Origin of the sequence: Nonomuraea sp. NPDC049750, from assembly GCF_040659625.1 — a bacterium.
Taxonomy (GTDB): domain Bacteria; phylum Actinomycetota; class Actinomycetes; order Streptosporangiales; family Streptosporangiaceae; genus Nonomuraea.
Genome location: NZ_JBFANB010000037.1, coordinates 61,208 through 83,602 on the forward strand (window position 1 = coordinate 61,208; position 22,395 = coordinate 83,602).

The 22,395-nt window shown below is 71.6% G+C and carries 17 protein-coding genes; 4 read left to right on the forward strand and 13 right to left on the reverse strand.

Annotation, left to right across the window (positions count from 1 at the left end; all coding sequences use genetic code 11):
* Positions 1-5 precede the first annotated feature (5 nt).
* Positions 6-878 carry an alpha/beta hydrolase gene (locus AB0J16_RS51060; protein ID WP_358553812.1) on the forward strand — a complete coding sequence of 291 codons (873 nt, stop codon included), beginning with the start codon at positions 6-8 and terminating at the stop codon, positions 876-878.
* Between the two features lie 3 nt (positions 879-881).
* Here the strand turns inward: AB0J16_RS51060 and AB0J16_RS51065 are convergent, their stop codons facing one another.
* The 8 genes from AB0J16_RS51065 to AB0J16_RS51100 form a co-directional block, all read right to left on the reverse strand.
* A complete protein-coding gene (locus tag AB0J16_RS51065; RefSeq protein WP_358553814.1) occupies positions 882-2,402 on the reverse strand; it encodes an MFS transporter in 1,521 nt (506 codons plus the stop codon).
* Positions 2,403-2,437: 35 nt separating this feature from the next.
* Positions 2,438-5,245 carry a BTAD domain-containing putative transcriptional regulator gene (locus AB0J16_RS51070; RefSeq protein ID WP_358553816.1) on the reverse strand — a complete coding sequence of 936 codons (2,808 nt, stop codon included), beginning with the start codon at positions 5,243-5,245 and terminating at the stop codon, positions 2,438-2,440.
* 52 nt (positions 5,246-5,297) lie between these two features.
* Positions 5,298-6,050 (reverse strand): isocitrate lyase/phosphoenolpyruvate mutase family protein, encoded by a 753-nt coding sequence (locus AB0J16_RS51075; protein ID WP_358553818.1) that lies wholly within the window; start codon positions 6,048-6,050, stop codon positions 5,298-5,300.
* Positions 6,047-6,832: a cytochrome P450 gene (locus tag AB0J16_RS51080; RefSeq protein ID WP_358553820.1), complete on the reverse strand. Its 786-nt coding sequence runs from the start codon at positions 6,830-6,832 to the stop codon at positions 6,047-6,049. Before AB0J16_RS51080 ends, AB0J16_RS51075 begins: the two co-directional genes overlap by 4 nt.
* Positions 6,833-6,950: 118 nt before the next feature.
* Positions 6,951-7,661, reverse strand: a complete 711-nt coding sequence (locus AB0J16_RS51085) for a DUF998 domain-containing protein (protein ID WP_358553822.1) — start codon at positions 7,659-7,661, stop codon at positions 6,951-6,953.
* Positions 7,658-8,866 (reverse strand): glycosyltransferase, encoded by a 1,209-nt coding sequence (locus tag AB0J16_RS51090; protein WP_358553905.1) that lies wholly within the window; start codon positions 8,864-8,866, stop codon positions 7,658-7,660. The genes AB0J16_RS51085 and AB0J16_RS51090 overlap by 4 nt, the downstream gene beginning before the upstream one ends.
* 99 nt (positions 8,867-8,965) lie before the next feature.
* Positions 8,966-9,769, reverse strand: coding sequence for a DMT family transporter (locus AB0J16_RS51095; RefSeq protein WP_357943044.1), 804 nt, complete (start codon positions 9,767-9,769; stop codon positions 8,966-8,968).
* A gap of 36 nt (positions 9,770-9,805) precedes the next feature.
* On the reverse strand, positions 9,806-10,423 hold the full coding sequence (locus AB0J16_RS51100) for a DedA family protein (protein ID WP_358553824.1): 618 nt from the start codon (positions 10,421-10,423) through the stop codon (positions 9,806-9,808).
* Between the two features lie 435 nt (positions 10,424-10,858).
* Between AB0J16_RS51100 and AB0J16_RS51105 the strand changes: the two genes are divergently transcribed.
* Positions 10,859-11,836 carry a hypothetical protein gene (locus AB0J16_RS51105; protein ID WP_358553826.1) on the forward strand — a complete coding sequence of 326 codons (978 nt, stop codon included), beginning with the start codon at positions 10,859-10,861 and terminating at the stop codon, positions 11,834-11,836.
* On the opposite strand, the gene AB0J16_RS51110 is transcribed toward AB0J16_RS51105, so the two are convergent.
* The 4 genes from AB0J16_RS51110 to AB0J16_RS51125 all read right to left on the reverse strand — a co-directional run bounded on the left by AB0J16_RS51110 (position 11,744) and on the right by AB0J16_RS51125 (position 14,866).
* On the reverse strand, positions 11,744-12,373 hold the full coding sequence (locus AB0J16_RS51110; protein WP_358553828.1) for a VC0807 family protein: 630 nt from the start codon (positions 12,371-12,373) through the stop codon (positions 11,744-11,746). The genes AB0J16_RS51105 and AB0J16_RS51110 overlap by 93 nt on opposite strands.
* 261 nt (positions 12,374-12,634) lie before the next feature.
* Positions 12,635-13,315 (reverse strand): leucine efflux protein LeuE, encoded by a 681-nt coding sequence (leuE, locus tag AB0J16_RS51115; protein WP_358553830.1) that lies wholly within the window; start codon positions 13,313-13,315, stop codon positions 12,635-12,637.
* Positions 13,316-13,362: 47 nt separating this feature from the next.
* On the reverse strand, positions 13,363-14,568 hold the full coding sequence (locus AB0J16_RS51120) for a serine hydrolase domain-containing protein (protein ID WP_358553832.1): 1,206 nt from the start codon (positions 14,566-14,568) through the stop codon (positions 13,363-13,365).
* Positions 14,569-14,638: 70 nt separating this feature from the next.
* On the reverse strand, positions 14,639-14,866 hold the full coding sequence (locus AB0J16_RS51125; protein ID WP_358553835.1) for a hypothetical protein: 228 nt from the start codon (positions 14,864-14,866) through the stop codon (positions 14,639-14,641).
* Between the two features lie 291 nt (positions 14,867-15,157).
* On the opposite strand from AB0J16_RS51125, the gene AB0J16_RS51130 reads away from it, so the two are divergent.
* Entirely contained in the window at positions 15,158-18,562 is a 3,405-nt protein-coding gene (locus AB0J16_RS51130) for a BTAD domain-containing putative transcriptional regulator (protein WP_358553838.1), read from the forward strand.
* Here AB0J16_RS51130 and AB0J16_RS51135 read toward each other — a convergent pair.
* Positions 18,535-20,118 (reverse strand): CocE/NonD family hydrolase, encoded by a 1,584-nt coding sequence (locus AB0J16_RS51135; RefSeq protein ID WP_358553841.1) that lies wholly within the window; start codon positions 20,116-20,118, stop codon positions 18,535-18,537. The two genes, AB0J16_RS51130 and AB0J16_RS51135, sit on opposite strands and share 28 nt — an antisense overlap.
* Positions 20,119-20,349: 231 nt before the next feature.
* On the opposite strand from AB0J16_RS51135, the gene AB0J16_RS51140 reads away from it, so the two are divergent.
* On the forward strand, positions 20,350-22,182 hold the full coding sequence (locus AB0J16_RS51140; RefSeq protein WP_358553844.1) for a M14 family zinc carboxypeptidase: 1,833 nt from the start codon (positions 20,350-20,352) through the stop codon (positions 22,180-22,182).
* Positions 22,183-22,395: the final 213 nt, after the last annotated feature.

The following is a 22,395-nucleotide window of genomic DNA, read 5'->3' on the forward strand; positions in this document are numbered from 1 at the left end:
GACATATGAGGGTTGAGTTCACCGCTGACGGGATCGTGCTGGCCGGGGACCTGCGGATGCCCGAGGGAGTGGGTCCGTGGCCCGGTCTGGTGTTCACCGGGCCGTTCACCGGGGTGCGTGACCAGGTCACCGGGCTCTACGCGGAACGGCTGACCGCGCGGGGCTACGCGACGCTGGCCTTTGACCACCGCAACTGGGGCGAGTCCGGCGGCGAGCCGCGCCGCCATGAGGACCCGCAGGGCAAGCTGGGCGACCTGCGGGCCGCGGTGTCGCTGCTGCGGTCGCGACCCGAGGTGGACGCGGCGCGGATCGGCGCGGTCGGTATCTGCCTGGGCGGGGGATACGCGCTGCGGTTCGCCGCCTTCGATCCCCGGGTGAAGGTCTTCGCCGGGATCGCCGGGGCGTACAACAATCCCTACGCGATGCGCTCGGGCATGGACTACCAGGCGGCCCTGGCCTCCTTCACCGAGGTGCTGGAGCGTCAGGACCTCGGTGGGCCGGTGGAATACCTGCCCGCCGTGGCGCAGGAGGGCGAGGCGGCCATGCCCGGCGACGAGCCGTACGCCTACTACGGTGGCGCGCGTGCCGCGTCGGCGACCTGGGTGAACGAGGTCACCCGGGCCAGTGTGCGCGAGCTGATCACCATGGACAACGTGATGGGCGCCGACTTCCTGTCGCCCAAACCGGCGCTGATCGTGCACGGCGTGGTGGACCGGTTCTGCTCGCCGGAGGGCGCGGAGGAGGCGTTCCGGCGGCTCGACCAGCCCAAGAAGCTCGTCTGGGTCGATGCCAAGCAGCACATCGACCTCTACGACCAGGAGCCGTACGTCACACTGGCCGTCGACGCGACAGCGGACTTCCTGCGCGAGCACCTGTGAACGTCAGACCCTGGCCGCCTCGGACACGGTCTCGGGAATGACCTTGGGCACGCCGCGCAGCCCCACCAGCGCGAGCACCGCCACCACGGCCAGCATCGCCGCGGTGGCCAGCGCCGTGACCTGGACGGCCTCGACGTAGGCGACCCGGGCCGCCTCGATGAGCTGCCCGGCCTGTGCCGCGGGCAGGGTCTGGGCCGTGTGCAGCGCGCCCGCGATCGACTCCCTGGCGGCCTCGTCCGGCACTCCGGCGGGCACGCGCAGGCCGGCGCTGTAGGAGCTGTTCAGCAGGGTGCCCAGGATGGCGATGCCCAGCGCCCCGCCCAGCTCGAACGCCGTCTCCGACACCGCGGCCGCCGCCCCGGCCCGCTCCTTGGGCGCGGTGGCCAGCACGTTGTCGTGGTTGACGGTGAAGGCGAACCCGATCCCGATCCCGCTGAGGAACTGCGGAGCGAGGATGACGAGCAGGCTCGTGTCGAGCCCGAACGTGCTGTAGCAGAGGAACGCGCCCGCGGCCAGCGCCAGGCCGAGCGCCACGACGCCGTTCCTGCCCAGGCGCCCGATGGCCCGGCCCGCGAGCATGCCGCTGATCGCGCCACTGAGCCCGCCCGGCAGGCTCGCCAGCCCGGCCTGAAGCGGCGTCCAGCCGAGCACGAGCTGGAAGTACCAGGCGGACATCAGCGACATGGCGGTCATCGTGAAGATCGCCAGCAGGTTGGTGCCGATCGACGCGCTGAAGGCCCGGTTCCTGAACAGCCGCACGTCGATCAGCGGCTCCGCCAGCCTGGTCTGCCGCCACCCGAACAGCCCCAGGCACGCCACACCCAGCACGGCCGCCACCGGCACGCCGACGTTCCCGAACCCCTGGTGAGCCGCCTCCTTGATCGCGTAGATGGTCGTCACGATGCCGATGAAGGAGAGCGCCACGCTCGGCAGGTCGACGCGGCCGGCGTCGGGGTTGCGTGACTCCGGCAGTACGAGAACGCCCCCGACCAGCACCAGCGCCATGATCGGGACGTTGATCAGGAAGACCGAGCCCCACCAGAAATGGTCGAGCAGCAGCCCGCCGATGACCGGCCCCACGGCGAACCCGGCGGCGCTCATCCCGCTCCAGAGGCCGACGGCGGCGGTTCGCTCCCCGGGATCGGTGAAGACGTTGCGGAGGATCGACAGCGTCGACGGCATGATCGTCGCCCCGGCCACGCCGAGCAGCGCCCTGGCCGCGATGAGCAGCTCCGGATTGGGGGCGTAGGCGGTCACCGCCGAGGCCGCCCCGAACGCGGCGGCGCCGATGAGCAGCAGGCGCTTGCGGCCGATGCGGTCGCCGAGATTGCCCATGGTGACGAGCAGGCCCGCGAGCGCGAAGCCGTATATGTCGCCGATCCACAGGAGCTGCGTGGCGTTCGCGCCGAGGTCGCCGACCAGTCTGGGCAGGGCCAGGTGCAGGACCGTCATGTCGAGCGAGAGGAGGAGGCTGGCCAGGCACGCGACGGCCAGACAGGACCATTTGCTATTGATGGTGCGCATGCGGACCACCATGTTCGGAGGCGCTGACCGATCGCCTACCGCTCGCTGACGATCTCCCCGAGCTTGGTCAACCCGGCCTGGATGCGGGCGCGGACCTCTCCCGCGCTGTACCAGTCGCCGGGGCACTCGGCCAGGGCCTGCTCCATGAGCGCGCGGGCCTCGTCGTGGTCGCCGCGGAGCATCGCCAGCTCGCCCAGCCCCACGTGCGCCCTGGCCATCGTGTCACCCGAGCCGATCCGGCGGGCCATCTCGGCGGCCCGCAGATAGTCGGCCCGCGCCCCGTCGAGGTCGCCCAGACGGGCCACGGAGTCCGCGCGCAGGCACTGGCACTCGGCCATGTCCGCCTTCGCGCCCAGCTCCCTGGACGTCCGCAGTCCCTGGTCGGCCAGGTCGCGCGAGGCCGCGTAGTCACCCTGCTCATAAGCCAGCTCGCCGAGCCCGCTGAGCGCCAGCGTGGCCCCCCATCGCTCGCCGAGTGCCCGGAACGCGGCCAGCGCCCGCTCGAACTCGGCCCTGGCCTCGTCACCACGGCCGATGATCTGCAGCATGAACGCGAAGCCGCAGTGCATCAAGGCCCGCGACCAGGGCGACAGGCTGCCGGAATAGTGGGCCACCAGCTTCTGGACGCCCTCGTAGTCGTCGGGCGGACCGGTGAACATCGGCAGCATCATCGTCAGGGACTCCAGCCGCGTCGGCAGATAGGCGACCGGCATCAGGTGGCGGAGCTTGCCCAGGCGGGCACGCAGCTCGTCACCCGGCTGCCTGCCCCAGGCCGCGACCAGCACGCACATGGCGTACTCCTCTTCGAGGCCCTCGGGCGGGGTGCTGCCCATATCGGCGATCAGCCCGTCGGCCAGGCTCGCGCTGGTGCCCCGGTGGCCGCGCATCCACCAGTAGTAGGCGGAGTAGGCGAGGATCCGCAGGCCCAGCTCCTGCCGACCGGTCTCGGCCGCCCAGCGTACGGCGGCGGCCACGTTGTCGCTCTCCTCGTCCAGGCGCGCCAGCCACTCCAGCTGCTCGGCCTTGCGCATGTGGCCGTCCGCCTCGACGGCCAGCGCCAGGTAGCAGTCGGCGTGCGCCTCGCGCACCACCTCGGTCTCGCCCGACTCCGCGAGCTTCTCGGCGCAGAACGCCCGGATCGTCTCCATCATCCAGTAGCGGCCGTCCACGGCCTCGACCAGCGACTTCTCCGCCAGCGAGAACAGCACCTCCTCCGGCAGCCCGCACACCCGCTCCGCCGACTCGGGCGTGGCACCGCCCACGAAGACCGTCAGCCGCCTGGCCATCCGCTGCTCCCGCTCGTCGAGCAGGTCCCAGCTCCACGCCACGACCGCGCGGAGCGTCTGGTGCCTGGGCAGGGCCGTACGGCTGCCGCGGGCCAGCAACCGGAAGCGGTCGTCGAGCCGCGCCGCCACGTCGCCGACCGACATCGTGCGCAGCCGCGCGGCCGCCAGCTCGATCGCGAGCGGCAGCCCGTCGAGCGCCCGGCAGATGCCGGCCACCTGGGCCAGGTTCGTCTCGTCGACCGGCTGCCGGACCGCGGCCGCCCGGTCGGCGAACAGCCGGACGGCGGGGTAGTCGAGGGGGTTCGCGGCGTCGGGCGGCGGCAGCCGCAGCGGCGCCACGGGCAGCAGGGACTCGCCGGTGATGCCCAGGGCCTCGCGGCTGGTCGCCAGCACCCGCAGCGCGGGGCAGGAGGCCAGCAGCAGGTCGGTCAGCTCGGCCGCGGCCGCGACGAGGTGCTCGCAGTTGTCGAGCACCAGCAGCAGCGCGCGGTCGGCGAGCGCGGCGAGCAGGCGGGCCGTGGGATCGACTGCGGGCCGGTCGTGGCCGGACAGCCGGGTGTCGCGGATGTCGAGCGCCGCCAGCACCGCCTTCGGCACGTCGGCGGGGTCGGTGACGGGCGCGAGCTGCACGACGCAGACGTCACCGGTGGCCCGCTCGGCGGCCTCCATCGCGAGCCGGGTCTTGCCCGCCCCACCGGGCCCGATGAGCGTGACGAGCCTGGCCGCCTCCAGCTGGACGCCCACCTGGCGCAGCTCCTCGGCTCTTCCGACGAAGCTGGTGAGCTGGGCACGCAGGCCCTGCCTGCTCACGGCCGCCACCGTGGCCGCCAGCGACGGGTCGGCCCTGAGCACGGCTAAGTGCGCCGCGGCCAGCTCGGCTCCCGGCTCGACACCCAGCTCCTCGTCGAGAATCCGCCGGGCGTCGGCGTAGGCGGTCAACGCCTCGGCCTGCCTGCCACTGCCGTACAGGGCCCGCATGAGCTGGGCCCGCATCCGCTCGCGCAGCGGGTGGGCGGCCGTCAGCCGCCGCAGCTCGGCGACCAGCTCGCGATGGGCGCCCAGCTCCAGGTCGGCCTGGACGCGGTCCTCGACGGCGGCCAGGCGCAACTCCTCCAGCCCGGCGGCGGCCGCCTCCGCGTGCGGGGTGTCCGAGAGCGGCGCACCCCGCCACAGGGCCAGCGCCTCGCGCAGCAGCGACGCCGCGCGGCGCGGGTCGCCGGCGCCGAGGGCGAGCCTGCCGTCGCCGGCCAGCCGTTCGAACCGGTGCGCGTCGACGTCCTGCGGGTCGGCCGCCAGCCGGTAGCCCGCCGGATGGAACTCCACCCGGTCCTTGCCCAGCGCCCGGCGCAGCCTTGACACCTGCGCCTGCAGCGCGTTGGCCACGCCCTCGGGCGGCTGCGGGCCGTACAGGGCGGCGGTCAGCCGCTCGGCGCCGACGACCCGGCCCGCGTCGAGCGCCAGCAGCGTGAGCAGCCCCCGCACCCGGGGGCCGCCGAGCGCGACCGGCTCGCCGTCCTCACCCAGCGCCCGGGCCGGACCGAGGATTTCGAAGCGCATACCTCGATTATCGCGGCCCCGCGAAGATCGCGGCGATCTCCGCGTACGTCCGCTATCGCGGTTCCGGCAGCAGCGCGACGATCTCCGCGTACGTGGGCGCCGGTGGTGCCGTCTTCCCCTGTACGGCCAGCAGGCTAGTCAACGCCCCGTGCAGCGAGGCCCGATACAGCAGCGACCCGGTGCTCACCCTGGCGACGCCCACCGAGGCGAGCTGGGCCAGCGTGGGCCCGTCAGGCAGGAAGAGCACGTTGACCGGTAGCGGCGTGCTCGCCACCACCTCGGCGATCTCCCCAAGGTCGCGCAGGCCGGGGACGAAGACGCCGTCGGCGTGCCCGTAGGCGCTCACCCGCTCCCGCGTGTCGCCCGTCTTCAGCCAGTGGGTGTCGGTCCGGGCGTTGACGAACACGCCGTGGCCCTTGGCCGCCTCGATGATCCGCTGGTGCAGCCCGATCGGCCGCAGTGTGCCGTCGGGCCGGCCGTCCTCCAGGTTGACGCCCGCGACGCCCAGGGCCGCGAGCGCCGCGACCAGGTCGGACACCTGTGCCGGATCGTCGCTGAAGCCGCCCTCGATGTCGACGGTGATCAGGACGCCGAGGTCTTTGAGCAGCTCGGCCAGCTCGATCGTCTCCGCCTTGGTGGCGCCTGCGGCGTCCGGCTTGCCGTGTACGGCGGCCACGCCGAGGCTGGTGGTGCCGATCGCCGGGAAGCCCTGCGCGGCCAGCATGGCGGCGGACCCGTAGTCCCAGGCGTTGGGCAGCAACAGCGGGTCGCCCGGCCGGTGCAGGTCGCTGAAAGGGGTGCTCATCGGTTGTCCTCCGGTCGCAGGATCGCCGCCAGCACGCCGGCCGCGAGGGCGAGCGCGTGGGCGGAGGCGGGGCAGGGGCGCACGCCCGAGCCGAACGTCAGGTGGGGCGTCGGGCCGCGTGAGACGTCGAACCGCTCGGGCCGGTCGAAGACGTCCGGGTCGCGGTTGGCGGCCACCAGGTCAATCGTGATCTCCTCGCCCGTCTGCCGGTCGAGCCTGCGGCTGGCCTTGAGTGGCGGATCATGGCGGAGCGTCTCGTGCAGCAGGTCGTCGGTGTCGTCGCCGGGTTCGGCGTGGGTGAGCGCGTTCGCGATGAGGCCCGTTGTGGCGGCGTGGGCCTGCAGGAGGATGGTGATCGCGGGGATCGGGTCGCCCGCGCCGGACAGGAGCTCGACCAGTTCGGCCACCGCGGCGTCGGCCTCGGGCCCGGCCTCGCCCGACAGGTAGCCCGCGGCGGCGGCCGTCACCGCTCCCGTCAGCCGCTTCTCGTCGGTGATCCCGAGCGCGGCGCCGAGCACCGCCGTCGGGACGCCCGGCCAGTCGCCGCCCCGCTCCAGCGTCTTCGCCGTGGCGGCCTGTCTCAGCGCGGCCGGGTCGAGCGCGGCGAGTCGTTCGGTGACCAGGTGGCGTCGCTCGGCGTGGATCTCGCCGGTGCTGAACCGAGACACCTGGGAGCGGAGCCAGGCCAGCGTCCCGTAGGGCGCGTCCTGGCGCACCGGCGGCGGTACGTAACGGGTGTCGGCCAGCACCGAGACGGCTTCGGCATGGCGGGTGATGAGCATGGGACCCACGTTAGGCCGGAATCCCTTCGACGCCGGGCGAAGTGTCGGCGCGTCAGGCGCCAGGCGCCACCAGGGCGTTCAGGCCACCAGGCGTCCAGATGTTCAGGCCACCAGGCGTTCAGGCCGCTAGGCGTTCGGGATGTTCGGGCTGTTCGCTCGAACCGGGCTGTGCCGCCGGCCGGACCGTGGGGCGCCGATCCACGGTGCTCACGGCCATGCACATGACCAGCGCGATGTCGGCCAGCACCACGCCGCGCTCCAGCAGCCCGTAGTAGGAGCCGCCGCCGATCAGCGGCGAGGTGAAGGCGGCCGGGTGTGCGGCCAGGTAGGCGACCAGCGCCACCACCGAGGTCACGCTGAGCGCCCTGACCCGGTTCCACTTCGGCAGGGGCGCGCGGGCCCTGGCCAGGGTCCAGCCGGCCACGGGCAGGGTGGTGAAGATGACGGCCGAGGACCAGCGGTGGATCTCACCCGCCAGCGAGCCGACCGCCGCGTTGCCGGGGTCGGTGGGGAAGACCGCGCTCAGCATCAATCCGGCCGTGGCGGCCAGCAGCAGTACCCGGGCGGCCGCGCTGCGGGCGGGCTCGCGGGTCGCCAGCGCGTACGCGAGGGACAGGCAGGCCCCGGCCAGCGCGAGCATGCCGATCAGCACGGGCGCCATCCCGCCGGGGATCAGCGCGTAGTCGCTCAGCAGCGGCTGGCCGGGCAGCGCGAACTGCGCGTAGCCGAGCGCGGCGACGGCGGCCAGCGCGCCGGCCACGGCGCTCACCACGGGCACCGTCACCGAAACCGGCTCCACGCCGCGACCTGGGAGGTCCGTCCGGGTCATCGGGTCACCTCGTCATAGATCTTCTCGAAGCGGGCCAGGGAGTTCTGGTGGTCGTGCGTGAGGGCCAGGTCGCGGCTCGCCTTGCCGAGGCGGGCACGCAGGTCGTCGTCGGTGAGGATGGTGGTCATGTGGCGGGCCAGCGACATGACGTCCCGCGGCTCGAACAGGTAGCCGTTGTCCGCCACCAGGTGCGGCAGGGCCATGGCGTTCGCCGCGACCACGGGCAGCCCGCTGGCCATGGCCTCCAGGGTCGCGATGCTCTGCAGCTCGGCGACGCTCGGCATGGCGAACAGGTCGGCGGCGGCGAAGGCCTGCGGCATGTTCTCGTCGGGTACGTAGCCGAGGAAGAACACCCGCTCGCGGACCCCGATGCGCTCGGCCAGCCGCTCCAGCTCCGGCCGCTGGTTGCCCTGCCCGACGAGCGCGATCTGCGCGTCGGTCCCGTTGAGCACGTACGGCAGCGCGCGGACGAGCTCGTCAAGGCGCTTCTCCTCGTCCAGACGGCCGACGAACAGGGCGGTGGGACGGTCGGGCAGGTCGAACAGCTTGCGGGCCCACGCCTTCGGCTCGGCGTGCGGGTAGAAGCGGGCCAGGTCGATGCCGCAGGACACCGATTCCACCTCGCGGGCGAAGCCCTGGTCGGCCAGCAGCTTGGCGGCCAGCGGCGTGGGCGTGGTGATGTGGTCGGCGCGGTCGAAGATCCGGGCGAAGTCGCGCCAGGCCAGTTGACCGGCCTTCCGCCGGAGCCGGTCGGGGATGTGGCCGAACTGGAAGAGGTTGTCCGGCATGAAGTGGTTGGTGGCCACGATGGGCACCTGGCTGCGCCGGGCGGCGGCGATGGCGGCCCGGCCGACGACGAAGTGGCCCTGGGAGTGCAGGACATCGGGCTGGACGGCGTTCATCAGCCGGTCCAGCCGAGTGGGGACGGTGACCCGCATGGTGGGGTGGACCAGGAGGGGCGCGGAGCGCAGCCGGTGCACCACCACGCCGTCGACTACGTCGGCCGTGGCTGGGCCCTGGTCCGACTGGCAGACGACGTGCACCTCGTTGCCGCGCGCGGCCAGGCCACTGGCCAGGCGGTAGGTGAAGACGGCGGTGCCGTTGACATCGGGTGGATAGGTGTCGGTGGAGATCAGGATGCGCCGCGGGTGCGCGGGGGCGGGCGCGAGCTCTGGGCGCTGGGCGGTGGTGGTGCGCAGGGGCATGACCATGACAGGGGACTCCAGTCGAAAGGATGATCGCCGACCGGCTGGGGAAGGCCGGTGCGGGAGTAGGTGGTGGGGGGTAGGTGGTTCGGGGGCAGGTCAGTGGCGCGCCTCCAGCGGGGTGGTGCGAGCCAGCGCGAAGGTCCCCGCCGCGGTCAGCGCCGCCGCCGCGATCGGGGCCAGTCCGGAGGGCAGCGGCTCGCCCAGCAGCAGCGCGCCGAAGGCGACCGCCGTGAGCGGGTCGGCGATCTGCAGCGAGGCGAAGGAGACGCCGAAGTGGCCAACGGCGTAGGCCCGCTGGAGCATCATCAGCGCCAGCAGCGCGGGCACCGGCATCGCCAGCAGGTACCACCAGTTCCAGGAGCCGTCGACCAGCGCCCGCATGAGCGTGGCCGTGGCGCCGTACAGCACGCCCGAACTGGTGGCCAGCAGCGCCGCCCGGCCCGCCGGTGAGGCGATCTTCGAGCCCGCCCAGAGCAGCACCGACGCGATGCCGGCGACCGCCAGCAACGTCAGTACGCCGTTCGGGCTCAGGTACGTCGGGCCTTCGGCCGCGGGCACGAGCAGGACCAGGCCGATCAGCCCGGCCGCCACCACACCCGCGGCGCTCAGTTCCTTGCGGGAGGGCCGGCGGCCGTGCAGCGCGGCGGCGATCGGCAGCGCGAACAGCAGGCTCGCCACCCCCATCGGCTGCACGACGGTCAGCGGGCCCAGGCCCAGGGCGACGATGTGCAGGCCGCCGCCGGACAGGATCGACAGGCCGCCGAGCAGCCAGCGCGGCCTCCGCAACAGCATGAGCAGGGTGGGCTTGGTCGTACCGGCCGCTTCGAACTGCTGAAGCGCGGCGCCGAGCGCGAAGAACAGGGAACCGACCAGGGCGATAACGGCGGCCAGGACAGTCATGCCCACTCCTCTCAAACAGATGGTTACCGGGCGAGGTCAAACAGACGTGTCCACCGGAAGGCGCTCCGGGGAAGCCTGGGTGGCGCGTCGCTTCCGCGACCACCGGATGACCTCGACCAGGCCGGTGACGGACAGGGCGATGCCCAGGCCGAGCAGCAGTCCCTTGATCGGGTCGTTCTCGAAGGCCATCCCGCCGAAGAAGCCGATCAGGCCGGAGTACAGGCCCCACGAGGCGGCCGCGATCGCGTCGAAGAAGGTGAAGGAACGCAGCGGATGGCGTACGGCGCCCATGGTCAGCGTGGTCGCGGTGCGCCCGCCGGGGATGTAGCGAGCCGCCACGAGGATCATCCCGCCGCGCTCGGCCAGTGCGTTCCCGGCCCACACGAACGCCTTGCGGTGCCGCAGCCGCCCGCCCGACTTCTTGCCGATCAGGTAGGAGACATGGTCGCCCGCGAAGGCGCCCAGCGCGGACACCACGATCACCAACGCCAGGTTCGTCTGCCCGGAGGCGGCGAAGACGGCCGCGGTGATCACCGCGGTCTCCGCCGGCACGACCGGGAAGAACCCGTCGAGCAGCGCCAGCGCGAACAGCGCCACGTACAGCCAAGGTGACGACATCACCTGCTGGACCAGTTCCAGAATGGCGTGCGACATTGCGTGTACTCCGATCGTTGAGGCGCCCTCACAGCGTGTCTGCGTGAGGTGCCGTGGGACATCGGGGATCACCCCGGTCGAACGCGTGCCCCACCCCGATAGGGGTCAGGGCACGCACCTTTTGAAGCTAGAAACTCCGCAGGTCACGGCACATCAGTCGATCGGCACACATGACCCCCGACTTTCGTCAGGGGCGGTCATACGACCTCCGGGCGACACTCTTCGATCAAAGCGGGTCGCCGCTACCAGCACAGGAGTGTGGGTGGGCGGCTTTTGGGTGGGGTTAACACCACCGGGGATGGTTTATCCAGCACCACCCTGACTTTCGTCAGGGTAGTCCCCTACTCCGTCCGGACGCCGGTTCCCCCTCATGGGTGAGGCGGATCCCTCCGCTGCGGGAGGGATGGCCGGGGCGAGGAGGCGCACTGTTGGGACATGACTCCCCAGAAGGCCGGAATCGGCCGCATCACGGCGGCGGTCGTGGCAATGGCCGCCATGCTCCCGTACCTGACTTTGAAGATCTTCTGGCTGACCGGCCATCCGGTGGGCGTCTCCGACCCGGCGCTCATGAACGATCCGGCGATGGTCGGGCTGAACGTGATGACGTTCGGCATGGACGCGGTCGCGCTGCTCCTGGCGCTGGCGTTCACCACGCGGCAGGGCATGCGGCTGCCCGCCTGGCTGGTGCTGCTGCCCCTCTGGGTCGGCACCGGCCTGCTGTCGGTGGTGATCGTCACCGTGCCGGTCGGCGTCCTGGTCTCCGGCCCGTCGATCTTCGTGACGGACGGGCCCATCGCGCCCTGGGTGTACATGATGGTCTACGGCGGGTTCATCGGGCAGGGCGTGGGGCTGATCGTGGCGTTCGTCCTGTACGCCAGGGATCGGTGGCCCGTCGTCTTCTCCACAGCTCTCGGGTACGGCTACGCGAGCCCGACCAGGCCGTTCCAGACCGTCGTCGCCAGAGGGGCGCTACCGGTGTTGGCGGTGCTCGGCGCGACTCGCCTGTATTGGGCCGCCGGTGATCCCGCGCCGGAGCAGGTGCTGCAGGACGGCTTCAAGGGGCTGCTCACGCTCGGGGCGGGGATCGCGCTGGTCCTCCTAGTCGGAGGCCGGGGCCCCAGGGCGTTCTGGCCGCCGCTGGTGGTGGGCTGGCTCGGCACGGGCGTCATGTTCGCCTGGGGGCTGTACGCGATGATCCTCACGGTCACCGCCGGGCCGCTCGGGGCGAAGATGATCGGCGCGGAGGGTCTGGTGGAGCTGTTCGGCACGCTGACCGGGCTGGTGATGGCGATGTGCGGGGCGTTCCTGCTGGCCGAACGGTCAGGCGTGGGCCACGTGCAACCGGCGCAGGAGGCGCTTGAAGGCGAAGATCGAGAAGGCGATCGCGAGACCGCTGATCACGGCCACCGCTGAGGTGCGCAGCAGCATGAACGTGCTGAGCGACTCGTGCAGCGCGAGCCAGATGCTCACCGTCGAGTTGGCCATCAGCACGAACGCCCACAGCAGCGTGATCCTGGCGAAGAACCTGCGGACCCGCTCATGCTTGAGCACCGCCGACGGCAGGTGGATGTAGTCGAGCGTGAGCTTCTGCACGAGCGGCCTGTTGAGCCGCACCGAGGCCAGGAAGGCCATGCTGATGCAGAGCGTGCCCAGCTCCGGCTGGATGAAGTAGACCACCCAGCTGCCGGTCCAGAAGCCCACGGCGGCGCGCGCGGTGATCGCGATCGCGGCCAGGATCATCGTGGCGGGCACCCGGATGCCCCTGATCAACCGCCAGGCGACGCCGAGGTAGACCCAGGACACGGCCGCGACCAGCGCCCCGTTGAGTCCCAGCACGGCCAGGGCGGCGTAGAACACGGCGAGCGGCGCGACCACGCCTTCGAGCAGCCGAGGCACCGCCTGTCGCACAAGAGCGGTCAGACGCGGCAGGGTTACGGGAGGGTGATTCACGACTGCTCCGCAAATTGGCCGACGATCAGCGAACTACCCGAGCTTCGGGAGACCAGGCTTCCCGGACGGACCGGTGGAGATTACGAATTGGTTACTCCGGGTCTGCCGGTGGCTTACCGTACCCGACGAATCGGTATGCCACTGCCTCTTTTGCCACGTTCCATGAGTTTGTGGCTGTCCGACTCGGTGCGGCGCGGGTGGCGCGCCGCCGCCGATCGTCACTCAACCAGAGCTCGCTTGCGCCCCGCCGTAGAAGCGGTTTCAGCTCAGTGACGTGGTCGCCAACTTGGCCCCGAAACCGAGGAAAAGGGCGCCGACACCCGAGGTCAAGCCCGCGCTAAGTTTTCTGCGGGCGCGGAACTGGGTGGCCAGGAAGGTGCCCCCGAGGATGAGCGCGGTGAGGTAGAGCAGGCTGAAGACCTGGATGATCGCGCCCAGGATGAGGAACGACAGCACGGGGGCGGTGTAGCCCGGGTCCACGAACTGGATGAAGAAGGAGACGAAGAAGAGGATCGCCTTGGGGTTGAGCAGGCTGATCGTCAGCGCCTTGCGGAACGGGCGGAGACGGTTGCCCGGGATTTCCGCGTCAACGGTCTCGGCCGGGGCGGCGTCAGCGGTCTCGGCGATGCCGGGCCGGGAGCGCCAGGCGCGCCAGGCACTCCGCAGCATCTGGAAGCCGATCCACGCAAGATAGCCGGCGCCCGCGTACTTGACGATGCTGAACAGCACCGGGCTGGAGCGCAGCAGGGACGCCGCGCCCGCGGCCGTGAAGGCCATGAGAACCGTGTCACCGACGAAGACGCCCGCCGCGGCCCGGTAGCCGTGCCGCACCCCGTGCTGGGCGGCCGCGCTCAGGACGTACAGGGAGTTGGGGCCCGGCAGCAGGATGATGAGGAAGGCACCGAGGACGTAGGTCGAGAGATCCGTGATACCGAAGAACATGCCGCTCGCTCCTGGAATGCGTAATGACAAGCCAGGGTATCGCGCGATTAATCCCTCGGCGCGTACCAAATACCTCCGTGCGCTTGCTGGTAGCCGAGCGCCCGATAAGTGGCGTCCGCCAGAGCCTGGCCGCGCGGGTTGACGCCGAGTCCGATGCCCTGCTTGTTCATCGTGTAGCCGAAGGCCAGCCGGGCCGCCGGGTCGCAGAAGCCGAGCGAGCCGCCCATGCCCGCGTGCCCGAACGCGGTCGCCGACAGCAGCGCGCCCTCGCTGTCGGCGGGCGGCAGGTACCTGTTGTCGACCGCCTTCATGAACCCCGTCGAGAACCGGGTCGGCACGGCCAGCACCGCGTCGGTCCCGGCCGAGGCGGTCAGCCCCATGACGGCCAGCTGCTCCTCGGTCACGAGTTCGCCGCCTCTGAGGGACAGCGGCCGGTACATGCCCGCCAGACCCCTGGCATTCGTCACCGCGCCGACGGCGCCGTATTCGGCCGCGTGCGCCTCGCGGCTGTCCGACTCGCCGGGCGTGGTCATGTAGCCGCCCTCGTTGGCCAGCAGCAGCCCCGGAATCGAGGCGGGATCGGTGAACGCCTTGACGTAGAACTTGGGCGGGTCCGACGGCGGGTCGGCGGGGATCGTGGGCGCCACCCGGCCTTCCTGCTCCTCGGGCAGGCCCAGCCAGAAGTCCAGGCCGAGCGGCTCGGCCACCTCCTCGCGGAAGAACGTGCCGAGCGAGCGCCCGCTCACCCTCCGAACGACCTCGCCGACCAGGAACCCGAACGTCAGCGCGTGATAGCCGTGCCTGCTGCCCGGCTCCCAGAACGGCCGCTCGCCGGCCAGCCGGTCGACCATCAGCTTCCAGTCGTAGAACGCGCCGGGCACCAGCGGCTCGCGCAACACCGGAACCCCCGCCTGGTGCGAGAGCAGATGCCTGACCAGCGTCGCCTCTTTGCCGTGGGCGCCGTACTCGGGCCAGTAGCGGACGACAGGGGCGTCGAGATCCAGCTCACCGCGCGCGGCCAGCATGTGCGCGCAGAGCGCCGTGGCGCCCTTCGTACATGACCAGACATGGCCGATGGTGTCGTGCAGCCAGGGGACGCCGGGCGCGGCCTGGCCGCCCCAGAGATCGACGACCATCTCGCCGTCGAGCACTACGCACACCGACGCGCCGACCTCGCCGCGAAGCGCGAGGTTACGATCGAACTCCTCCGCGACCTGGGAGAACCTGGGGTCGCACGTCCCTTGTACGGTCATTGCCCGAATCCATCACGAAAGCCGACCGGTGTAAACCGACTGCCCCGATGGCCGCGGGTCTGAGGTTCTGTCAGGCGAAGAGCTCATCGGCGGTGGTGACGGTGAAGGCCCGGTCGGCCCATGATTCGAGGACGGCTATGTCGGTGCAGGTGCGGATGCGCTCGCGGGCCTCCTCGGAGAGGGTGATGCCTCGGCGGTCGAGGATCAGTAGCAGCATCTTGGCCTCGCCCTCTATATGGCCTTCTGCGCGGAGCTGCTGGGCGAATTCGGACTGGTATCGGTACGTCTTGGCCGACATCAGTGCTCTCCAGAGTTGTCGGGCGTCCGTGTCGCGGGCGTTCGGGCAGGCCGATCGTCTTCGGGCGCCGGGCCCAGCGGGCGGTGGTCCCGTCCAGGCACACCACCACCAGGATGACCGGGCAGTGGTGTTTGGCATGCAGGTAGCTCACGTAGTAAGCCCAGCGGCTGGCCGCGCTGCTGTTCGGCGGGTTCGCCGTTTGAGAGTGGGTACGCCTCGCGTGGCTAGGGGTGGTCGCGCGAGCCGTACCACTTGAGCGCCTATCCGGGGGAAAGCGGCAGGATGGGTGTCGTGCGGATATCCATCCTGGGGACACTGGAAGTGACCGGCGCGGAGCCGATCGCCGTCGGTGGGTTCCGGTTACGGGCGCTCCTGGCCATCCTCGCCCTCGAAGCCGGGCGGACCGTCACCTCGGAGCGGCTCATCGACATGCTGTGGCCGCAGGAGCCGCCGGGCAACGCCGCCAACGCGCTGCAGACGCTGGTCAGGCGGCTGCGCGTGGCGCTCAGGCCGTACGAGATCGTGGAGAGCCGGGCGGGTGGCTACGCGCTGGCCGTCGACGCCGACCAGGTCGACGCGCTGCGCTTTCGCCGCCTGACCGGTCTCGCCAAGCTCGATCTGAACGGCCTCGCCAAGCCCGATCTGAACGGCCTCGCGAAGCTCGATCTGACCGGTCTGGCGCAGCTCGACGAGGCGCTCGCGCTCTGGCGTGGGCCCGCGCTCGCCGGTCTCGGCGCCGTGCCGTACCTGGCCAACGTGGCCGCCGGGCTGGAGGAGGATCGGCTGGCCGCCGTCGAGACCCGTGCCGAGGCGCGGCTGGCGGCCGGGCTGTCGGCCGATCTGGCCGCGGAGGTGGCCGCGCACCCCCTCCGTGAGCGGCTGTGCGCGCTGGAGATGCGCGGGCTGGCCGCCGCCGGGCGGCAGGCCGACGCGCTGGCCCTGTTCGAGCGCACCCGCCGGACGCTCGCCGACGAGCTCGGCGTCGACCCGGGGCCCGAGCTGCGCGCCGCTCACCTGGCGGTCGTGTCGGGCGAGGTTCCCGTACGGCAGGACCCTCCCAAGGGCCTGCCCAAGGGCAACGTCCGGGTCCCCCTGACCACGTTCATCGGCCGCGAGGACGAGCTGGACCTGCTGACCACCGTCCTCGGTCACGCCCGGATGGTCACGATCGTCGGACCGGGCGGCGCGGGCAAGACCAGGCTGGCCGCCGAGGCGGCCCTGCGCATGGGCACGCGGTTCGACGGCGCCTGGATGGTCGAGCTGGCCTCCGTCACCGACCCCGCGGCTCTGCCCGGCGCGGTGCTCGACGCTCTCGGCCTGCGCGATGACCGGCCCGGCTACTCGCATCACTCGCCGGAGGCGACCGGCTATCCGCGCCAAGGGCCGGACACGCCGGACACGCCGGACACGCCGGGCGCGTGGGCGGACGGGCGACCGGGAGGGGACGGGCGACCGGGAGGGAAGGGGGGACTGGGAGGGGGCGGCCGGTTTGGCGGGGGCGGGCCGCTCCAGCAGGTGGTCGAGGCCCTGGGCGAGCGCCGGGTGCTGATCGTGCTGGACAACTGCGAGCACCTCGTCGACGCCGCCGCGCGCCTGGCCGATGACCTGCTGGCCGGCTGCCCCGGCCTGCACGTGCTGGCCACCAGCCGGGAGCCGCTCGGTGTGCCGGGGGAGCGGCTGGTGCCCATCCCGCCGCTGGAGCCGCCCCCGCCCGGCGTGGACGCGACCCGGGCGGCCGAATACCCGTCGGTACGCCTGCTGCTCGACCGCGCCACCGCGGCCCGGCCCGCGTTCGCCCTCGACGAGGGCAACGTCGCGGCCGTGGTGGCCCTGTGCCGCCGGCTGGACGGCATGCCGCTGGCCATCGAGCTGGCCGCGGCCCGGCTGCGGACGATGACGCCGCGGCAGCTCGCCGACCGCATCGACGATCGCTTCCGGCTGCTGACGGGCGGCAGCCGTACGGCGCTGCCCCGCCAGCAGACGCTCAGGGCGGTGGTGGAGTGGAGCTGGGACCTGCTCGACGAGCCCGAACGCGAGCTGGCCCGCGGGTTCGCGGTCTTCGCGGGCGGCGCCACGCTCGAATCCGTCGAGGCGGTGTGTGGTGGCACCGCCCACGTGCTGGGCGCGCTCGCCGACAAGTCGCTGGTGCAGGTGTCGCCGGAGGGCCGCTATTCGATGCTGGAGACGATCCGCGCGTACGCCGCCGACCGGCTGGCCGAGACCGGGGAGATGGCGGCCTACCGGCGGCGCCATGCCGTACACCTGCTCGATCTCGCCGAACGGGCGGTTCCCCAGCTGCGGACCGGCGCGCAGATCGAGTGGATCGAGCGGCTCTCGGCCGAGCGGGACGACTGCTCGGTGGCGCTGCGCTGGGCGCTCGACGAGCGCGACGTGGAGATCGCGCTGCGGCTCTGCGCGGCACTCAACTGGTATTGGTGGATGTGCGGCTACCGGCACGAGAGCGCGAACTGGGCGGCGCAGGTGCTCGACCTGGCAGGCGACACCCCGCCTCCGGGCCTGGTGAGGGCGTACGTGGGCTGTCTGTTCGCGGATGGGGTGGGTAAGTTCGCGTCGATCGTCAGTGATCGGGGGGCCATGCGGGTCCTGTCCGTGCGGATGAACGAGCTGATCACGGCGGCGGAGCGGGAAGGGCCCGTCCACCCGCTGCTGCTGATCAGCCGGGCCGTCATGGCGAGCGCGGCCGGGCAGGACGAGAAGGCCGCCGCGCTGCTCGATCACCTCGCCGAGAGCGACGACCTCTGGCTGGCCAGCTCGGCCAGGATGCTCGGCGGGCCGCACGCGTCCGAGGAGCGGCTTGAGCAGGCGGTGGCCGGGTTCAGGAAGCTGGGCGAACGGTGGGGGCTGAGCGAGGCGCTGCTGAATCTGGCCGCGCTGCGCGCCGCGCGCGGGGCGCCCACGGAAGATCTGATCGCCGAGACCCAGTCGCTCACCAGCGAATGGGTGAGCTCGGAGGAGACGATCTCGACGCTGACCCGGTTGGCGACGCTCCGCGCGCAGAGCGGCGACCTTGACGGCGCCGCCGCCGACCTGGCCAAGGCCCGACGCGGAGTGACGGCGGACCGGATCACCAGCCGGGCCGCCGACGCAACCACCGATCGGGCCTCTGACGCAATCGCCGATCGGGCCGGTGCCCGGGTCGCCGACCGGAGCGGTGCCCGGCTCGGCGTGGATGCGGAGATCTCGGCGTTCACCCTCATCCAGCTCGGCCTGGGGGAGGCCGCGCTGGCCTACCGGCTCGGCGATGTCGAGGACAGCCTGGCCACCTACCGCGACCTGTTCCCGCTGCTGGCCGAGGCGCCGCCGATTCCGCAGCTCGCGGTGGCGGTGCACGCCGGCTACGGCAGGGCACTGACGGCCGGTGGTGACCCCGCGGCCGGGCTCGAACAGCACCGTCTGGCGCTCGGCCTGCTGGGTGCCACGCCTGATCTGCCGTACCTGTCGATCGTGCTGGCCGGGTGCGCGCTGGCCGAGCTGACGGGCGGTGACCCGGTACGCGCGGCCGTCCTGTTCGGCGCGTCGGCCGCCGTCGAGCCGCCCGACGCGTCGGCCGACACCGTCGCGGGGACGGCGTCGGCCAGGGCCGCGCTCGGTGACGCGCGCTACGACGACCTGTACGGCAAGGGCACCGCCATGACCAGGCAGGAGGTCTACGAGATGATCGGCAGCATCGCGTAGGAGGGATCGTGGATCGTGGTCGTGCCCTTCTGGGGGTTCCTGGCGAACCTGGGGAAGTTCGATCCCGCCACGTCGATCCTGATCCGGTGTCCGGGGCGGAAGAGGTTCGAGATCGCGCCCAGCTTCACCCTGACCTCGCGCACCTCGCCGGGAGTCAGGTCCGTCACCCGGGTGATGGCGTCGGTCAGCAGCTCGGCCCGGCCGCCGGGGTGCACGTCGATCAGTTTGACGGCGACGTCCGCGCTGGTCGCGGTGGACGACACGAGCACGATCAGCTCGACGTCCCCGGTCACCTCCAGCGCGGCGTCGAGCGGTTCGCTCTGGTGACGCAGCACGTCACCGCGCTCGTCGAGCGGGCGCTGGTCGAGCGGCCCGAAGGCGTCGAACGTCATCACCGCCCCGCCCACCGTGGGGACCGGATTGTCAGGGTCGCTGACGAACTCGCCGCCCCCGCCGCCCGCCGGGATGGTGCTGAGCGTGCCGTCCGGGCCCAGATGGTACGCCACGCGCCGGGCGGCGGGTGGCGGCCAGTCGGACGCGGTGCGCCACTCGTCGGCGCCCATCAGGAAGTACGTCACCGTGGCCCGGTCGGCCGGCGCCTCCCCGCGCAACCACTGGCCGAACCAGTCCAGGTGCAGGCCGGTCCAGTCGATCGCGTCCTGGCTCGCCTCTGCCCCGTAGTCCCGCCCGCAGACGTCGCCGTCCTGCGTGAAGTGCGCCCACGGGCCCACGACGAGCCGGGATCCGCCGCGCAGGTGCTGGTAGTGGCCGACGGAGGCGTCACGGAAGTAGTCGTACCAGCCGGTGCCCACCAGAGCCGGCACCTCGATCTCGGCGTAGCGGACGGCGCCGTCCCGCCACGGCTCCGCCGCCGGGTCGGGATGGTCCATCCAGTCGGCGTAGAAGGGCACGAGGTCGGTCAGGAGCGGCTGGTCGCTCAGCGGCAGGCGCTCGGCCAGCCGCAGCATGGTTTCGGAGAAGCGATCGGGGAAGCCCAGCGCCGCCAGATAGGCGTCCCTGTCGGCGGCGAGCGCCGTACCCCGGTTGATCCGGCGCTGCAGCTCGTCGAGCGCGAGCACGGCCGCGCTGACGGTCAGGGCCACGTTGAGGTTGGGCACGCCCGAGTGGTAGACCACCTCGTGCAGTGACGCGGGCGCCACGTGCGGCGCGATGGCCCGCAGGCCCGCCGGGCGTTCCTGGGCGGCCAGGAGTTGGGTGATGCCCAGGTAGGAGTCGCCGAACATGCCGACGTTCCCGTCCGACCAGGGCTGCGTGGCCGCCCACCGCACCGCGTCGTAGCCGTCGGCGGCCTCGCCGGTGATGAAGGTGAGCTCGCCGTCCGAGTCGCCGGTCCCGCGCACGTCCTGGACGGCGACCGCGTATCCGGCGGCCACCAGCCGGGCCAGGTCCAGGTGCATTCCGGGCCCCGGATCCGTCCTGCCGTACGGCGTGCGGGACAGCAGCACCGGGAAGGGGCCGGGCCCGGCGGGCCGCCAGAGCGTGGCGACGAGGGTGACGCCGTCGCGGGTGGTCATGGTCTCCGTGGTCTTGATCATGGGATCTTCCTGTCGCAGGCCCTCAGCACTGATACTCATGTCGCTCAGCGTGTCTGAACGCCCTGGTAGCGGGCTGGCATTAACCTGTCGCTTAGCTGTCAGGCCCTGGAGCCGGCAGGAAACGGGCCCACCGGACGGGCCGGAAAGTTGGGCCTTTCCCAACCACCGCAACGTCCTCACCCTCGGTTCAGGCGCGTGTAAACGACATCCCACGCGCCTGAGGAGGACTAGGTGAAACGCCGTTTTGTCATCCTGCTCGCCGTCCTCGGCCTGGTCTGCCTGACCGGCATGACCGGAGCCGGGGCCGCCGCCGAGCCGCCGCCGAACCGGCAGTATCGCGTGGAGGGGCCGGCGAACGCCCAGCAACGCAGCGCCGTCGCCGCGACCGGCGCCGCGATCGACGAGGTGGCCACGGAGTCGGTCCTGATCACCGCCACGACGGCCGAGGTGGACGCGATCAGGCGCCTCGGTTACCGGGTCTCGGAGGTGTCGCGCCCGTTATCGCCGTCCGGCGGCGTCGGGACCTTTGACTTCCCGCCGGCGGACTCCGGCTACCACAACTACGCCGAGGCGAACGCCGACATCAACGCGCTCGTCGCCGCTCATCCCAACCTCGCGACGGTCTCCACGTACGGCACGTCGTACGAGGGCAGAGCCATGCGCGTCATCAAGATCAGCGACAACGTCGCGACCGACGAGGCCGAGCCGGAGGTGCTCTTCACCGCGCACCAGCACGCCCGCGAGCACCTCACGGTGGAGATGGCGCTCTACCTGGCGCACCTGCTGGTGGACAACTACGGCACCGATCCCCGGATCACGAACCTGGTGAACTCCCGGGAGATCTGGATCATGCCGGACCTGAACCCGGACGGCGGCGAGTACGACATCGCCAGCGGCTCCTACCGCTCCTGGCGCAAGAACCGCCAGCCGAACAGCGGCTCGTCGGCCGTCGGGACCGACCTGAACCGTAACTGGGCCTACAACTTCGGCTGCTGCGGCGGCTCCTCCGGCAGCACCTCCAGCGAGACCTACCGCGGCGCGTCGGCCGAGTCGGCGCCCGAGGTCAAGGCCGTGGCCAACTTCGTACGTGGCCGCGTCGTCGGCGGCGTCCAGCAGATCAAGTCGAACATCGACTTCCACACCTACGCCGAACTCGTCCTGTGGCCCTACGGCTTCACCTTCAACGACACCGCCCCGGGCCTGACCCAGGACGACCACGACGCGTTCGCGGCGCTCGGCCGGAACATGGCCTCCACCAACAACTACACCCCGGAGCAGGCCAGCGACCTCTACATCACCGACGGGACGATCGACGACTGGCTGTGGGGCGCGTACAAGATCTTCAGCTTCACCTTCGAGATGTACCCCGTCAGCTCCAGCCCGGGCTTCTACCCGCCGGACGAGCAGATCGTCCCGCAGACCACCCGGAACAGGGAGGCGGTGCTCCGCTTCCTCGAGTACTCCGACTGCGTCTACCGGATCATCGGCAAGGAGTCCCAGTACTGCGGCACCGGCACCCCGCCCGTGACCGTCTACTCCGACACCTTCGAGACGGGCACCGGCTGGACCGTCAACGCGAGCGCCACGGACACGGCCACCCTCGGCGCGTGGGAGCGCGGCGTCCCAGAGGCGACCACCTCCTCCGGCGCCAAGCAGCTCGCCACCACGGTCAGCGGCACCAACGACCTGGTGACGGGCCGCCTCGCGGGCACCTCCGCGGGTGACTTCGACGTCGACGGCGGCATCACCTCGATCCAGTCGCCGCCCATCACGCTGCCCGCCACCGGCACGCTCAGCCTCTCGCTGTCGTGGTACCTGGCGCACGGCTCGAACGCCTCCAGCGCCGACTACTTCCGGGTCAGGGTGGTCGGCGACACCACGACGACCGTCTTCCAGCAGGCCGGCGCGGCGGCCAACCGCAACGGGGCCTGGGCCATGGCCACGGCCAGTCTGAGCGCGTACGCGGGGCAGACGGTCCGCATCCTCATCGACGCCGCCGACGCCTCCGGCGCTTCCCTGGTCGAGGCGGGCGTCGACGACGTCCGCATCACTCAGCAGAACTGATCGTCCAACGGTCGGTCATCACGGCGGAGCACCGAGTCCAGGTGCTCCGCCGTTGCTGTGCTTTCGGACCTCATCTTTGGGTCTTGTAAGACCCCGGTGTCAAGGCTACGATCGCGGCAACTCTTAGGAAACTTTCCTAAAAGAAATCATGAATCAGGAAGCCATGTCCCGGTCTCCGCCGCCCTCCTCCACTCTGGCCCAGAGTGTTGCGGG